This window comes from Eubacterium sp. AF15-50, assembly GCF_934835595.1.
GTDB lineage: Bacteria > Bacillota > Clostridia > Lachnospirales > Lachnospiraceae > Eubacterium_G > Eubacterium_G segne.
Genome location: NZ_CAKVZL010000041.1, coordinates 1 through 17,227 on the forward strand (window position 1 = coordinate 1; position 17,227 = coordinate 17,227).

The 17,227-nt window shown below is 35.6% G+C and carries 14 protein-coding genes; 1 reads left to right on the forward strand and 13 read right to left on the reverse strand.

Going from position 1 to position 17,227, the window contains the following annotated elements; genetic code table 11:
- From Q5O73_RS06140 to Q5O73_RS06175, 8 genes are all read right to left on the reverse strand, one after another.
- On the reverse strand, positions 1–846 hold an 846-nt coding region (locus Q5O73_RS06140), incomplete at its 3' end, for a hypothetical protein (RefSeq protein WP_302669265.1).
- Between the two features lie 28 nt (positions 847–874).
- Positions 875–2,206 carry a sodium-dependent transporter gene (locus Q5O73_RS06145; protein ID WP_302669266.1) on the reverse strand — a complete coding sequence of 444 codons (1,332 nt, stop codon included), beginning with the start codon at positions 2,204–2,206 and terminating at the stop codon, positions 875–877.
- Between the two features lie 69 nt (positions 2,207–2,275).
- Positions 2,276–3,583, reverse strand: coding sequence for an ATP-binding protein (locus Q5O73_RS06150; protein ID WP_302669267.1), 1,308 nt, complete (start codon positions 3,581–3,583; stop codon positions 2,276–2,278).
- Positions 3,584–3,729: 146 nt separating this feature from the next.
- Positions 3,730–4,869 (reverse strand): YibE/F family protein, encoded by a 1,140-nt coding sequence (locus tag Q5O73_RS06155; protein ID WP_302623893.1) that lies wholly within the window; start codon positions 4,867–4,869, stop codon positions 3,730–3,732.
- A 31-nt stretch (positions 4,870–4,900) separates the two neighbouring features.
- Positions 4,901–7,036, reverse strand: coding sequence for a metallophosphoesterase family protein (locus Q5O73_RS06160; RefSeq protein ID WP_302669268.1), 2,136 nt, complete (start codon positions 7,034–7,036; stop codon positions 4,901–4,903).
- Between the two features lie 388 nt (positions 7,037–7,424).
- The gene (locus Q5O73_RS06165; protein ID WP_302669269.1) at positions 7,425–7,988 is read right to left on the reverse strand and encodes a DUF6591 domain-containing protein; all 564 of its coding nucleotides are present in this window, start codon (positions 7,986–7,988) and stop codon (positions 7,425–7,427) included.
- Positions 7,989–7,992: 4 nt separating this feature from the next.
- On the reverse strand, positions 7,993–8,325 hold the full coding sequence (locus tag Q5O73_RS06170) for a hypothetical protein (protein WP_302669270.1): 333 nt from the start codon (positions 8,323–8,325) through the stop codon (positions 7,993–7,995).
- Positions 8,326–8,616: 291 nt separating this feature from the next.
- Positions 8,617–9,219: a DUF4230 domain-containing protein gene (locus tag Q5O73_RS06175; RefSeq protein ID WP_302669271.1), complete on the reverse strand. Its 603-nt coding sequence runs from the start codon at positions 9,217–9,219 to the stop codon at positions 8,617–8,619.
- 307 nt (positions 9,220–9,526) lie between these two features.
- Between Q5O73_RS06175 and Q5O73_RS06180 the strand changes: the two genes are divergently transcribed.
- Positions 9,527–10,618 carry a DUF6273 domain-containing protein gene (locus Q5O73_RS06180; RefSeq protein WP_302669272.1) on the forward strand — a complete coding sequence of 364 codons (1,092 nt, stop codon included), beginning with the start codon at positions 9,527–9,529 and terminating at the stop codon, positions 10,616–10,618.
- A 59-nt stretch (positions 10,619–10,677) separates the two neighbouring features.
- Here the strand turns inward: Q5O73_RS06180 and Q5O73_RS06185 are convergent, their stop codons facing one another.
- From Q5O73_RS06185 to Q5O73_RS06205, 5 genes are all read right to left on the reverse strand, one after another.
- Positions 10,678–11,883: a deoxyguanosinetriphosphate triphosphohydrolase family protein gene (locus Q5O73_RS06185; protein ID WP_302669273.1), complete on the reverse strand. Its 1,206-nt coding sequence runs from the start codon at positions 11,881–11,883 to the stop codon at positions 10,678–10,680.
- An 11-nt stretch (positions 11,884–11,894) separates the two neighbouring features.
- Positions 11,895–13,379 (reverse strand): AAA family ATPase, encoded by a 1,485-nt coding sequence (locus Q5O73_RS06190; protein WP_302669274.1) that lies wholly within the window; start codon positions 13,377–13,379, stop codon positions 11,895–11,897.
- A 187-nt stretch (positions 13,380–13,566) separates the two neighbouring features.
- Complete coding sequence (locus tag Q5O73_RS06195; protein ID WP_368076747.1) at positions 13,567–13,800, reverse strand: CAP domain-containing protein; 234 nt, start codon at positions 13,798–13,800, stop codon at positions 13,567–13,569.
- 189 nt (positions 13,801–13,989) lie between these two features.
- The gene (locus tag Q5O73_RS06200) at positions 13,990–16,977 is read right to left on the reverse strand and encodes a lectin like domain-containing protein (protein ID WP_302669276.1); all 2,988 of its coding nucleotides are present in this window, start codon (positions 16,975–16,977) and stop codon (positions 13,990–13,992) included.
- A gap of 45 nt (positions 16,978–17,022) precedes the next feature.
- Positions 17,023–17,227, reverse strand: a 205-nt coding sequence (locus Q5O73_RS06205) for a hypothetical protein (protein ID WP_302669277.1), incomplete at its 5' end; no start/stop codon positions are given.

Sequence of the window (17,227 nt, forward strand, 5' to 3'; positions counted from 1 at the left end):
GTATAAAATATAGGCAAAAACCATTATAATCATAATAACCGCCATTGCCATTCCCATGGCATCATTAACGTTAATCCCCTGCATTTCAGAAATATACCCGCTTATTTCTTCTAGCCCGTAAGACCTGAACAAATACGTAATAGCTTTAATTCCATATGGATTAATTAATCCGGCAATAAATACCGCAACCATGGATAAAAGCAATGGAATAATTTTTTTATTTTCCCCTTTAACCTTTAATTTTGGAATGGAAATGCTGTCTGCCACATAAGGAAGCATTAACACAATAATCATCCACCACATAGAGGCATGAAGATTTATTTCCAAAACCGATAATATAGGAAGTGCTATAAGATACCTGGTTTTCTGCTCTTTTATAAACTTCTCAAGATAATATAATTCAACTGCAAATATAAGGGCTGTAAAAATCTTAGGTCTGGTAACACATGAAAAAGTATTTATAATAACATACACACAGCCTATAATAAAAGAAATTAAAGTATTGTTGTTAGTAACATACAAGCATATTTTATAAATTATAAGAGTTGTAATTAATGATATAATACTCATGGTCACAACCATTCCCATTACGCCAAATGTATTATAAATTAATGCGAAAATAACAGAGCTAAGCCACTGCTGCATAACAAAATTCCATCCCTGATGCATTGTAAAAGGCTCCGTATGGGGAATGCCATTAGCCATTACATAATCCCCACCTTTTAACAAAAACCAGAAATCATTATCAATAACCGGATTTATGGTAAGCAGTACAAGAACTGAAAGCACCACTCCAAATATAATTGTAATTTTCTTTCCCTGAGTTGCCGGGTTACTATAAGTCATTTTTTAATTCCTTCCCAATTTTCAACCATTAACCTATTCCACCTAAAATTGCTCCGGCAACTAATGCTACAAAAGCCAAAGGAACAAGCACATACTTTCCAAGAGGCATAAACCACTTTCCAATAGGCTTGTCCTTGCCCTGGTTTACTGCTTCTAATGCAAAATCTTTTCCTGCTACCCAGAAGAACATGATGCCTGCAAGCATTGCTCCTAACGGACAAATATATATTGAAACGGCATCCATCCATCCTGATACGATTCCCTGAATTACAAGTCCCACAATACAACCAGTAGCAGCTATTACACCAACTGCTGCCGGTCTTTTAAGGCCAAACTTTTCCTGCATTGTTGCTACCGGTGCTTCGTATAAATTAACCAGTGAGCTCATTCCTGCAAAAAGTACGCAAATGTAAAATACTATTCCAACTATTTTCCCACCGGGCATTCCATTAAACACATTTACCAAATATACAAACATCAGTCCCGGGCCTCCTGAAGATAACTCTGCACCTCCAACTGCCATTCCCGGAATAATTACAAATGCCGCAAGTAATGCTGCCAAAGTATCAAATATAGCCACATTTCCGGCAGATGTTACAACATTTTCTGATTTGCTTAAATATGAGCCGTAAATTACTGTCCCATTTCCTGCAATGGAAAGTGAGAAAAATGCCTGACCAAAGGCAAAAATCCACAATCTTACATTTAACAGTCCTTTTGGATTAATTGTGAATATGTACTTATATCCGTCACTTGCTCCCGGTAATGTAAATATATAAATACCCAGACCTAAAAACAGTACAAATAAAAGAGGCATCATTATTTTGTTTGCCCTTTCAATTCCTCCTGCAATTCCGAATGCCATAATTACCGCTGTTACTATTACTGCAACCACCAGCCATAAATTGTTACCGAATTTTGTTGCAGTGGTTCCAAACATACCTCCTATGGCATCCATATCCTGTCCCATGCCTGCTAACTGTCCTGACAAGGCAAGAAAAGTATATTTGAAAATCCAACCAACTACTACCGTGTAACCGATTGCCAGGGCAAGAGAGCCAATCACCGGAATAATACCTATTCTCTCTCCTATTTTTTTGTTACCGGTACGAACTTCCGTACACTTTCCAAAAGCTATAATAGGTCCGCCCTTTGCCGCACGACCAAGTGCCATTTCCTCGATAACTCCCGATGCTCCAATTAAAATTACAAACAGAACATATGGAATTAAAAATGTCATTCCTCCCCAATCTGATACCATGTATGGGAATCTCCATATGTTTCCCATACCTACGGCTGAGCCAATGCAGGCAATTACAAAGCCTGTCCGGCTCTTAAAGCCATCTCTCGTTTTTTCCATTATTAGAATTTCCTTTCCTTTAGTATGGTAACTATTGTACCATACAATGTGGGAATCCCCTATAACTTTTTACTGTTCAAGATAGTCCCTTATTCTATCAATATTGTAAAGAGGAATATTGGTCATCCAATCCTGTTTTCTATAATCGGACATAGAAGTTCTCACTGCAAATTTAGGGTTATACTTATCGCAAAATGCCTTTAAGCTCTTAGCCCTGAGATTTTCTTCTGCCTTAACTTCAATAGGAATAACTGAAGTTTTGCCCTGTACTACAAAATCAATCTCCCCTTGAGAATTTGTGGCTGAATAATAATAAGGCATTACTCCATTTTCAGAAATTAATTGTTGTAAAACATATTGCTCTGTAAGGGCTCCTTTAAATTCTGTAAAAATTTTATTTCCCTCTAGAATTACTTTTACATCTAAATCAGTCATTGCAATTAACAAACCAATATCAAGTAAAAAAACTTTAAATGCATTTAAATCCATATAAGCCTTCAACGGCAACGAAGGCTTATTTATTCTCTGTACTTTATGAATTAATCCACAGTCTAAAAGCCACTGAATTGCCAATTCAAAATCCTTTGCCCTGGCACCTTCCCTTACCTGACCATATATATATTTTTTGTTTTGCTTTGCCAACTGCATAGGAATTGAGTTCCATACCAGATTTAATCTTGTAACAAGATTCATCTCCGCATGCTTTGAAAAATCCTGTTGATAATAATTTATAAGATTTTTTTGAAGCTCTCTTACTTTTTTAAAATTTCTAGTGTCAACGTAGGTTTGCACCACTTCCGGCATTCCACCAACATAGTAATATTCACGAAGTCTATCTATATATTTATCTTTAAAGGTATTTACCATATCTGTGTCCTTACCTTGGAGAATGTCTACATATCTCTCTTCTCCTAATGCACATAAAAATTCCTGAAAATTAAGGGGATACAAATCCATAAAGTCAACTTTTCCCACAGGAAATGATGTTTTTTTATGCATTGCTACACCTAAAAGAGAACCGGCAGCCACAATAGCATATTCCGGCGCATTTTCATAAAAATACTTTAAAGATGACAGTGCTCTTGGAACCTCCTGAATTTCGTCAAAAATTAATAACGTATTTTCCCTTTCAATGGTTACACCGGTTTCAATTTCAATAGCCAGTATTATTCTCTCAATATCAATCTGACCTTCAAAAACCCCCTTCATCCTGACATTGCTGTCAAAATTTACATATGCCACATTCTCAAAACACTCTCTTCCAAATTCCTTCATAAGCCATGTTTTTCCTACCTGTCTGGCACCTCGTATAATAAGTGGTTTTCTGCTTTCACTATCCTTCCATTTTTTTAATTTTTCCAATGCAAAACGTCTCATACAACCACACCCTTTTCTTTATTATCCTTCTTTTTATATAATTATATCCATGTTATTTTTACACGTCAACATTTTTAAGGACGTAAAAATGTATTTTTGTTGCATTTTAAGGACGTAAAAGTGTGTTTTGTTACAAATTTACAAACTCACTCTTCATTGCTTTTCGATTCATGAGGATTCTTCTTTCCATACATCCACGCTGAAATTACCGAAACCAGCGGTACTGTAAGTATAATTCCAAGAGTTCCCGATATGCCTTTTATTACCTCGATTCCAATGGAGTACATATTAATAATCTGCAAATACGGCATCATATATGCGTAAATAAGTATCATCGTGTTTATTGCTCCGCCGGTAAATGCCAATATTAATGTGTTAGACATTGTTCCCATCATATCTTTTCCCACATGTATACCCGATTTAAACAACTCTTTTGCAGTAAGTTCAGGTCGCTTGTTATGTATTTCCTCTATTGTGGCAGAAATGGAAACAGCCACATCCATTACTGCTCCAAGGGAAGCAATTAATATTCCTGAAAAAAACACTCCACCTATTTGAAGCTTACTGTTTTGGGAAACATATACCATCGTTTCTATATCTTCTATATTATAACCGGTTATACGGGTTATTTTTCCAAATACCGTGGCAAATATTCCGGCAATTAGAACTCCAAGTATGGTACCTGCAATGGCACAAATTCCTTTTTTGTTGTAGCCGCATATAAGGTATATGGAGACTATCGTTACAAATATTACCACCAGAACTGCTGCCCAGAAAGGCGAACAGCCAATGTACATTAAGGGGATGTATAGATATATTACGCATACAAAGGTAAATATAAGTGCCAGCATGGATTTAATGCCACGTTTTCCCCCTACGGCAAATAATCCAATGGCTAGAACAGCTACAATCCCCCAAATAATGTTTCCTCTGTCATATCCATATATACTTCCTGACAATTCATCATTGTAACTGCTAAGCTGCACGATTACTTTTGTTCCCTTTGTACAATATGTTCCGTAAAGGTATCCATTCATATTGTTAGCATCACAGATTTTTCCTTTATATTTTCCGGATCTGATTTTCACTTTTACATTTTGGCTCCCACCGTTTACCTGATTATCTGCTGTATTATCCTCTGTTACTTCCAATACTTCGCCCTTTACGAAATTAAAATTGTCATCAGATAGCAAAGGGACTCTGGTTATCCGGGAGTTGAATAACCAAAGTCCTGCTGCGAAAATTATAAGGAAAACAACAAATATAACATTTGAATATTTCTTCATTAAATTAATCCTCAATTCTTTAACAGATTATCTATTTAGCCTTTACTTTAAATGAAACTTTTTTGTTTCCAAACTTTACGGTAATCTTTACTGCTTTTTTGCTCTTCTTTAATGCCTTAATTTTTCCTGTTGCAGAAATGCTTACAACCTTTTTGTTTGAAGTTGTGTATTTAACGTTCTTTCCTGTAACACCGTTTACCGTAAGTTTTAACTGTAATGTTTTACCTTTCTTTAAAGTAATTGTCTTACCTGTTTTAACTGTCTTCCTGCCTGCCTTTAATGACAACTTCTGTACCGGCTTGTTAACCTTGTTATCATCCTTTTTGTCATCATTATTTGTTTCAGCTTTCTTCTGTAAGCCTGATTTTGCCTTTAAAAGGTTATTGTAGTTGTATTCAAATATTTTCTGGCCAATAACAAGCTTCGTATCCATTGTCTTATCTAACAATGTGGAAAATCCTGTCTTCAAAGTTGTTGTTTTATCTTTCTGATAATCCCCCTGGGCATATCCATAGTAGTTAAGCATATCATCAGGATTGTCATTGTCGTTGTTCTTATCGTAAGCCTTTACAAGGTCTAATGCACCCTTATCTTCCCCTGTGTACTGCATAAGATTTTTTGCACTTTCAATTGCCTTTTGAAGTGTATCCCATGACTGTGTTGTATAACCATCATTCTTAACATTTTCTGCTTCGGTTATTAACTCTTTCATGGAGATATTATCATTTGTTTTGTACAATGTATAATCATCTGCATATTTATTTCCGTTGTAATCATATGTCTTTATTACAAGGGAATTATCTGTAAAATCAATAGTTGAAAATGTTGGAAGCTGTGTATTAGAACGCTCTGCAATGTAATACTGTTTTGTAGTTGCTAATTTGTAGAACTTACTTCCGCTGGCTGAACCTGCTGCAATGTAAAGCGTTCCTTCCGGATTAACTGCAACGGAATCTCCATAATTTATTGCTGTACCATCTGCCATTAAGTATGATCTTGCGTAGGAATGGTCATGACCTGTTAAGCACACATCAATTCCAAACTCATCCATTAAAGGTGCAAACAAAACTCTTAAGTTAGCACCGTCTGTATCAGAATGTGGCTGACCTGAACCATAAATGTCATGATGGAACATAACAACTTTCCACTTTGCATCCTTGTGACTTGCCACTGCTTTTTTAAGTAATTCCTTATGCTCTACTGTATTTCTGTTGTTACTGTTTAAACTGATAAACAACACATCCCCGTAACTAAAGTAATAATCTGAGCCTGAATTCGTGCTTCCTAAATTGTCATCTGAATTAGGGTTATTGTAATGGAATTTGTAATCTGTTCCTTTGCTTTCGTGGTTGCCTATAGTTGTTGCCAAAGGAAGTTTTCTCAAGATTGAAGGATATGTAAATCCTGCATATTCGCTTTCTCTTACATTCTTCCCATCTGAGCTGTCTGTTCCTGAATAATCAATCTGGTCACCTGCTGATAATATAAAGCTTGCATTTGGTGCTGTTACCTTTGACTGCTCCAATGTCTTATTCCAGTTGTAAGTGTCAACGGCAATGTTTAAATCATCATCTGTCCCCTGTCCCTTTGAACCTGAAGCTCCAACCTGTGGGTCACCTACAAGAATTGTCTGAAATGATGATGTTTTCTTTGTTGTATATGCCTTTGCTTCACTCCAGTTTGGATTTCTAACATCGTCTGTGTAGCTGTAATAATAAGTAGTGTCTTCTTCAAAATAATCTTCTATTGCAACTTTATTTGATGCCTTGTATGTATTTTTCTGGTTTGAACGATTAATTTCCGTTGCTGTTCCCTTAAATTCCTTTGCATCACTTAAATCCGATTTCTTTCCAACCTTAACTGCCGGCTCACCTTTTTCTTTGGAGTACCATGCAAATCCTAAATCCTTAGCGTTTTTTCCCGGTGTAAGAATAATTTTTGATGAATCATAGGCTTCCCCTTCTCTTGTAAGGTTTCCCTCTGAATCTTTTATATTCCATACCGTATCTTTCCAATTGCTGTAGTCTGATATGTTCTGTGTATCAGCGAATAATGTGCTGTTTCCACTTGTTTCTCCATATGCGAATACATTAGCCGGTGCTGATGTAGCCGCCATTGTTACTGCCATAGCTATTGCTGCGATCTGGGCAATATTCTTTTTTCTCATATTAATTTTCTCCTTCTGCCATAACGGCTTTTACTAAATGCACATTTCATTTTGTGTATTTAATTCTCAATTTAATACTTGTCTGATAAGCCTTATCGGGTTTTATTTTATCTGCCCTATGTTAAATTGTAAGGAGGAGTAATATTAAATTTAAGTAAAAATTATTCCCTGTATTTTAAATATTCCAAAAATTTTACCACTGCCACCGGCAGGTGCACTAAGAGGCAGTGGTCACTCTACCATTCCTGCCATAGTCACAATAATTGGCACATGTTTCCTTCGTATTGTTTGGATTTTTACCATATTCAGACTTTCCCCATCTCTGGAAAGTCTTTTTGTGGTGTTTCCTGGGTGATAACAATTGTTATGATGTTAAGTAGTTATGTTATTATTGTGCGATTTCTGCCAACTTCTTAAGTATTCGTCCCGAAACCTCAACATAATATGCAGCATCCGCAGTGGATAGTTCATCTTTGTCTATTGCCTCAAACTTTTTCATCATGCTTAAGTAACTGTTCATATATTTTCCATAATCCGCAACCATTCCTAAAATGTTATCGGAACTTTTATAATTTTTCATAAAATCAACGTATTCATTAAAGAACTCTTCATAGCCATCCATCATTTCCTTAAAATCCGCTGAAACTTTTGAATCAGACTTTTTTTCTTTCTTATTTGCTTTAGTTGTTTCTACTTTGGGGATTTCAGTTGTATTTTCTTCACTATCTACGTCTTCGCTTTCTGTCTCTGCTATGGTTTTCTGTTCCTCAACACCCCCATTGGTTTGTTCTTTCATAGCTACTTCATATTTTTTCTGATTGTTATTATCCACTTTTCCCTTAATATTAAACACCAATGCCAAAACCACTATTATACCTATAATAGTCAGTATCTTGTGTCTCTTAATTGCCTCAACCACTTTGTTTGATTTCTTTTCATTGTTTTCTTCCATAATCTTACATCTCCTTTACATCCTTTGCTATTTGGCGTACCCGTCTTTCAGTTAAATTTAGGTGTTTCGCCATTTCCTTGGGTTTCATTGTATCTAAATTTTCCGCTATAAATTTTCGCGTAAATTCTTTAGAATACAAACGTTGTGGAAACTGAACAGACAATCCCCGATAATAACTCCATATCCTTTTGGTGTTAGTTTCCCCAATTAGCTCCGCTAACTCCTTATAGATTTCACAATAATTATCCACGTTGCTACTCAATTTCATCACCTCTGAATTTGATTTTACAGAATCGTGAGGGAATTTGATACTTGCTATTTTCTCTGAAAATTCCATTGAAATTTACCAGGCATATTTCTTTTTTTTGCCTTCTCCTTTCTGAAGTCCATTAGGTTGCTTCATCACAGCCTTTGTAAATTTCGCGAATATATTTTTTAATTGTTATTACATACAATGACAAAATATTTTCCCATAAAAAAACCGGTAAGTGGATTTTAGCTTTCCTCTTACCGGTTTTATACTTTTTTACTATTATCTTGTTGCCATCAGTCCCAAATAAAACAGCACTATAATTCCTACTACAATACCTATTCCTTTTAATAATTTTTTCTTCATTTGTTACACCTCCTACTTATCCTTAAATACATATTTATATTCATCCTGATTATAGCTTTGTGATAAAAAGCTCTTAATTAATGTTTCCGCATTTGTTCTTGCATTCTCCAGCAAACCATTTGCCTTGGCGTCTTCCTCTGTCTGCTTTTTCAGTTTTTTAAGCTCCTCAATATTTTCTTCAACCTTTATGTTATTGAAAATGCTTTCCTGCTGATGATATACCTTAAAAGAATCCAGTTTTAATTCTGAACTTAATATTTTTGCTTTAGGCATATGAACGGTAACTACTTTGTCTTTGCTTTCAACATCATAGTCTATATCAGCAAAATCATAACCTGCCTTTATAACCACATCACAGCTAAAAACATATTTGCTTTCAGTAAATGGAATCTTTATGGAGCCAAACATTTTTCTCCAATCATCTGTTGAACCTACTCCGGTGCAATATGCCGACTGAGTAGCCAATTCCCCAATATTTTCAAATCCCAGCTTGGTGGTTTTGTTCATGTATGTTGTATATTTTCCTATTCCAAAATATGCCACACCTGCTAAACACACCAAAATTAATAATATTGTGATTATTTTTCTTACAGTTCCCTTAAAAATCTTCTTCACGTGTTTTCCCTCTCTTCTCTTATGAATCCGGTTATTTGTCCACCAACATTATACATTATTTAAATCTAATATCAATCATTCCCTTAAACATAATCCATATTTTTTACTGTTTCGGTGGTAGAAATATTTATTTGTGGTATACTAGTTATCAGTTTTCCCTTGTGAACTTTACATTACGTTGTATAATAGGTATGTTAAATAGGAAAAAGGAAACAAAATGAGCGAAGTTTATTTTTCAGGATGTTTCCAATGAATTGCCACTAACCGAAGAGAGGGGGCACTACATATTATATAGGAGGATAAGATTATGGCGGAATCAAATGAAATTTTGGAAGGAAAATATATTCGTGCAGACAAACTGCAAAAAGCCATTCATAACTTTTTAAGAAACAAAGATAAAGCCGATATGTACAGGGAAATTGCCGAAATATATAAATCATTGGGAGATTACAAAGACTCTCCTGCTAAGTACGAGGCTTGTTTAAAAAAGGCAGCTGAACACGATGAACTTGCCAAAGACGAAAAGGAAGTTCTTCCTACAGTTCCTACTGAGAAAAAGGATAAAAAAAATCACCATGTAAGACTTATTATTTTAATTGTGTGTGGCGTTTTGGTCCTTGGTGCTATTGGTGGAGCAATATACTTTAAAACCCAGCCGGGAAGATATGCCCGTGCTTCATATTATGAAAAAGTAGGAAATTACGAAAAAGCTTACAAAATGTTTAAAGGCTTAGAAGATGAAAACTACAGTGACAGTAAAGAACTTTGCACCAGAAGCAGATATGAATATGCAGGTGAATGTGTAAAGAATAAGGACTACAAAACAGCCCTTAAAACCTACCAGCTACTGGGAGATTATCAGGATAGCGCCTCAAAGCTGGCAGAAGTTGAATTACAAATTATTAAAACTTCAAAAATTGGTTCAACTGTATTTTTTGGTGAGTATCACTGGTTGCTTGTGGATAAGAACGGTTCTGATTATCTTCTTGTAAAATTGGTTCCTGTACTGGGACTTCCTTACAACGAGGAAGCAAAAGCTACCACATGGCATGATTGTACTCTTCGCAAATATTTAAATGGTGAATTTTTAAATGAATCATTTAGCACGGAAGCTCAAAAATATATTGCAGATACTGAAATTACAATTTCTGATAATGCAGATTATAAAACTGTAGGTGGTGAGTCTACCACTGACAAAGTATTTATTTTAAACAGTCAGCAGGAATTGAAATATCAGAAAACTTTAAATAATAACGACAGAACATGCTGGCTTATTGAACCGGGTCAGACCCAGTCAACAGCTCGATTTTCAGCCTACGGACACATTATGACATATGGCTATCCTGTATCTGCCATAAACCTATATGCACGTCCGGCACTTTGGGTTTCAGCAGAATAATTATTTTTAAACCACATAGAAGAAGCTTTGCAGATTTTATACAAACCTGCAAAGCTTTTTTATTCATTAAAATATCCTATATATTTTACTTCATGTTTTCCCTTAGGGAATAAATACTTGTATAAATCCACAAAATAATCATCTGTCATGCTGGCAATGTAGTCAACTACAATATCATCCGGAGTATTTTCCTCATAATCTACATCAGAATAATATCCTGTCATTTTTTTTACATATGCTATATGGTGTTTGTACAAAACAGATTCCTTATTATGAGATTTTGCATCCTTAATAAGCCTTAAATATATTTCCTCCATCATAGGATTAATTTCTTCTTCATAAACCTTACCAACTTTGACGTTTCCATAAATCATTTCATAATTTTCCTTTTTTCCCTGGGAAAATGCTTCAAAGTAATCTTTGTCCATTTTCAGATAGTTTTTGCCATAACTGTTTTCCACAATATTTACAATCATATTGTTAATTATTTCTGCATTTGTATTACCTATCTTCCCACCAAAGAAATCCGGTTCCTTTTCAAACAATCCCAATTTTTGGGCATCCTGACGATCCTTCCCTAAATAAGCAATAATATCTGAAATACGCATTACACAGGCTTCCAAAGTAGCCGGAACCAGTCGCCTGTTAGCATCCATATCCTTATAGCACTCTTCAACCTTTTCATCAAAAATCTTAAAATCTGCATATTTCCGTGGCATATATTTTTCCAGTTCCATTTCCCCATTGTGACATAAAATTCCATCAAGGGTTTGCATACTAAGATTTTGAGGAAAAATTTTATCCAAAACCCGCACACTATGTACATTGTGATTGAAATATCTTCCCATACTTCCAAAATAAAGTTCGTTAAGCTTTCTCTCTCCGGCATGTCCAAATGGTGTGTGCCCAATATCGTGTCCTAAAGAAATTGACTCAATAAGGTCTGTATTAAGTCCCAACAAACTACCTATATTTCTGGCTATCCTTGACACCAGCTGTACATGACTTGAACGCCTGGATATATCGTCATTTTTATATAATGAAAAAACCTGTGTTTTATCTGCATAGCGATTGTACATGGGAAGATGCATTATTTTCTCACAATCCCTTACAAAAGCCGGGCGCAGAAGCTTGTTTTTATCATGGCTCATATTCCTTCTAAGAACATCTTCATTTGAAAATGCATACGGATTATCCCGGTGATTTTTACGGTCATCAAGAATTCTTTCCTGTAATTCTTTAGATAAATCATTGTAGTGGGGCATAGATTACCTCCTTATGCTAACAATTCTCTAACCATATCAGCATCAAATGTTACTGACTTAACATGATTTACCTCTATCTGGTAAAGCGCATTTGCCGTAATATGTTCTGCTGCCTGCTCCAAATCCCTGATACCACTTGTATTTTTATAAATCTCAATAACTGCATCCACCGCTTCCGGTGTCATAATGCACTCATTTTCCTTAAGACCAATTTTCTTTAGTATCTTAGGCAATGCAAATTGAGAGAAAATAATTCTCTTTTCATCCGGTGTGTAGTCCGGTATGTCTATTACTGCAAATCTTGACATAAGCGGAGCGCTTATTTGTGACTTATCGTTGGCAGTTGCTATAGGATAAACACCAACGGTCGGGATCATACATTCCATATAATTATCTGTAAATCCAAGATTATCCAAAAGAGTAAGCAGTACATCTGCCGGATTACCATTACCTTTTCCTGACGTTGCCTTATCCAACTCGTTAATTATAAATACCAGATTTGACTCTCCTGCCATAGAGAAGGCTTCCATAATAATTCCCGGCTTTGCATTGGAATAAATACGGGATGAACCTGTAAGCTGTTCAGGGTCATTGATGGAACTCATATCAAGGGTAGTCCACGGCAACTTCAAAATACGTGCCACTGCGTAAGCAATCTGGGATTTACCGGTTCCTGCCGGCCCAACTAAAAGAAGTCCATATGCCGGAAGTGTATGGGTACGGTTAATCTGAATAATTGTTTCTATAATTCTCTGCTTAACTTTTTCCATTCCATAAAGCTCTTCGTCCAAAATTCTACGTGCTTCATCCGGGTCAATTGCCTCGAAATAATTGTTTTTCCACTGAATATTCATCATAATGGAAAGGGCTCTTTGGGCATGATGTCTTTCCTCCTGGGACACTTCATTAGAACGTGCCACGGCTAAGTTTCTCCTTGCCCACAAACGTATATTGTCCGGCAATGTACGTCCGGCACAATTCATAAAATCCGTAATACTTTGAAGACTGGTCAGCTTCATGCTGTCTCCATCTTCTTCCATATCCTCATCTTCTATTTCCTCTTTTGGTGGATTACTTGCTAATAATCTTTCAATCATAAACTGAAGAAAGCCATCTTCAGCTGAAAGTTTTGTGCCACCACCAAAAGCTGTTTCCCTGATTTTATAAACGGCATAACCTTCTTCCTGATTTTCTCCTGACAGTCTAACGCTAATGTGATTTTCTCCTAACCATTTAAGAAGGCTCACAAATCTTGAATCAATTTTCAGGATATTGGCGCTTACCGTGCCATCTTCTTCATTAAATTCAAAGGCTGTTTTTGTGTTTGGATTGGTAAAAACACCACTGGAATGATGTTTCCACTTTCTGTCACTGTTATCTAATATCATTATAGGATGATTAGCTGATGCTTCGCTTTCGCTTGAACGAAATGTGGTATAAGTACATTCGCTTTTCTTCTTATCATCCGGTGTATTTTTAAAATCAAAAACTGGCATAATTTTTCTCCTTTAGTTTTATTATTAATATTCCAAAAATTCCCTTACAATTTTATCATATACAAATATGTTTTTGTACCAGAAGATTGATATTTGCTAAAAATTTTGTTGCAAAAACCGTGTTATGTACCAGCTAAAGAAACAGATGGAGCCATACCATCTGTTTTCGTCTCATGCATTATAATTTTTAATAAGTAAACAACTGTGTCCAATATGTCCTTCCGTTTGCTCCTACATAATATGCCACACCTATTTTTTTGAAGCTGGAATTTAGAATATTCGCTCTATGTTCTGAACTGTTCATCCATCCATTCATTACTTCTTCAGGGCTTCTCTGTCCCCATGCTATGTTTTCACCGGCACCCATAAATTTCCTCCACATATTGTAACAACACCTGTAATTATAAATGCTATAATTGATTGCTTCATTAATACCTCCATTTCTATGGGGTGCGTCACAAATATTACAAAAATGTTACAAAACAATAATAACATATTGGAAATGACTCCACCACGCACAAAATATGGAATTAATGTAATTGTTTGGAGGATGCTAAAGAATAATCTAACAAAAGAACCAGGTAACAATACCCGGTTCTTTCTATCCTTCCTATTTCACCCTTACGCTTTTCTTCACCCACAAACCATATACCTTCTTTTTTCCATATACCATCACGGCTCTTACCTGAATTTTTACTTTCTTTTTGCTTTTAAGCTTCTTTATTGTCAAAGCTCTGTTCTTGGTATACTTTGTTTTCCACTTTTTACCCTGTTTGTATCTAACCTGATATTTTGTGGCACCAACCACCTTACCAATTAGAAGTTTTACTCTTTTCTTCTTCGCCTTAACTTTTAAAGTTGGTTTTCTTTTTTTGAATTTTGATACAGTCTGATTTTTTCTAATCGTTGTTGCTTCAATGGTAACTTTAGGAGTTGTCTGCTCCGGTTTCACTGTGACAGATTCTTTTGGTGTCTCCGGCTGGCTGCTTGTTTCTTCCGCTACCTCCTCAAAATCTCCATCTATCTTAAACTTTAATGTATCACCACTTATTTCCGTTACGTGCACATTTATTTTATCATAAATATCCAATTCCTGATTTTCTTTTAACGGGGCGTCTGATTTCGTGGAGTATACTCCACCTAAAACCTCATAATTCCATTTTGAGGTAGTACAATTCATATTATTAGGAAATTTTGTTTCTTTGTCTGCCACATAACATACCAGTCCTGATGTAATGGATAAACCCTTTAACTTAGTTCCGTCTGATTTATAAAAGTCCCTTGACTGACAATCATATTTATTTCCGTTTTCACCAAAATTCCTATATTCTAAATATAAAGTTTTGTTTGTACCTTTTATATTTAATTTATATCCCACTATATCAGATGTCCCAAAGGTTCCTGATGCCTTTAATGTATACTCTCCCTTTGATTTAATGGTCTTTAAATTATCACCGGTAATCCATCCCTTCGCCTCTCTTTCCTTTAAAGAAATAAACTGAGGCAATGGTGACAAATGTTTTGCCATTGCAGACATATAGTAAACCGGGGAACTGCCTGTGGAATTATAAAGGTCTTTAAATCCAAGAATATGTCCCATTTCATGAGCTGCAACTCCTATTGAAAACATAAGATTATTATCACTGCTTTTATAAAGATAATCATAGGAATTAGTCAGCTGCACGTAATATCCGCTTGTTAATGTTTTTGTACCGGTATTAATGGTGACATTTCCCCAATAATCCTTATAATTCCATAAAGGTGATGCCCAACTTACCGATATTTTCTGAGTTGTGTTTTTGTATATTATTGTAATGGCATCTATTTTGCCATCATTGTTTTTATCCAAATCATCAAAGCCATATGTTTTGGTTCCATCATAATTTGTAATTTTATTGCCCTGAGCAATTGCATTGTTTATTGCTTCAGACCAGTCTTCTTTCAGTTCATACATACGCTCCATACGTTCACTTTCATTAGTGTAACCTATAGGATTTTCATCGCTATACTCAGCATAATAGCCACGCTTTTTAGATAATTTAATGGAACCACCCTTATTAAATAAATATAGGTTATCTATCTTTAAATTGTTATTGGACACATTCCTGTAGTAATCCGATACGCTATAAAATCCTGTATTATAAGAATTATCCGTTAGCTTTCTTACGGAAGTTCCCTGATACAATGTATCAGTAAATTCCTCTTCATCATCAAAACGTGCCATTACAATTAAATTGGTAAAATTCCCTGTTGTTTTTGACTGCTCCTGCTGTTTGTCCTCTAACTTTGTATATACCTTAATTCTTCCTACATAATTTTTTAAATTTGACCAGTTGTTTTCACCTCCAACATAGGACATTTCCTTGGAATTTTTGTATGATGTCATGATTTTAGCATCGCCTTTGTCATTTGATACCTTAACTACTGTGGAAAACCATTCATCTTTTTCCACTTTCACCGGAGAATCCAGTTCCACCGTTACATATCCGCCATGTTCATAGGTTGCAGAGGTTGTTGCCACCTCATATCCACCGGATGTGGGAACATTTTCCTGACCACCATAAGGATTGTCAATATTTTTATATACCTTAACTTCAACCTTAACATTTTCACCGCTTACAGCAACATTTACAGCTTTAATGTATTCGTCCTTGCCATTTGTTCCACCCTTTTGCGCCTTAAAAACATTTGCCATTACCTTATCATTTCGCAACGCAAAGTCATCCATTCCTCCATCATAATAATAATTGTAATCGTATTTCTCCTTAGGTGCAAAAGTAAAGGCGTATGAACATGAGCTTGTATTATCGTAGGAAAGCCAGAAATATTCCTGACTTTTGTAACTGTTTTTCACAAGCCAGCCACCGTTTCTTTTAGCACCTCCCGGCACAAAATTTTCTGCCGGAATATTATCATCCCAACCAATTATGGTGCATGCATGAGGTGATATTTCCGTACCTTTTTCATTTTTAGGATTATAATAGGTTGTTTCTCTTAAATTATTGTACTGAAAAGTTACCCCGCCATATTTTGCAATAGCCTCTTTTACGGATTTTATATACTGTTCAGAATCTCCACTCTTATCCGGAATATAAAATGCATTTTCAAATCTATATGCAGGATTTTCATAGGGATTAACCGTTGCATCATTTCCTTTAACGGGAGCCCACCACATAGAACATAACTTAACAATTTTCAGTGGATCCCCCGCCTTTTGGGTATAATCCACCGACTGCCAATCTCCACCCGTATTTCCCAGCGGGTCAGCCTCCCTTTTGTACACTCTGTAAGCTGCCGCAACAGGATTTAGTGATAAAGTATCCTTAGTAACGGTTTTATCAATCCCTGATTTCAGTATTGAAGCCTCGGCTGCCGCCATGGATGAATATGCCCAGCAAAGGTTACTATTTCCCTGGTCCTTAACCGGTGTTATTATTCCATAATCCCTTCCATCATATTTATCCCTGGTGGCAATTTCAGCCACTGTATCTATAACATCATGATTAGATATTTTATCATTACCTGCCAATACAATTCCATTTGGTATAATAGAAAATGCCATAACAACAATTAAAAATAAACTTACAGCTCTCTTCATATATGCTCCTTTAACCTACAATGATTAATAACCGGCTCAATTATATTATTTCACCCTTACGCTTTTCTTCACCCACAAACCATATACCTTCTTTTTTTCATATACCATCACAGCTCTTACCTGAATTTTTACTTTCTTTTTGCTTTTAAGCTTCTTTATTGTCAAAGCTCTGCTCTTGGTATACTTTGTTTTCCACTTTTTACCCTGTTTGTATCTAACCTGATATTTTGTGGCACCAACCACCTTACCA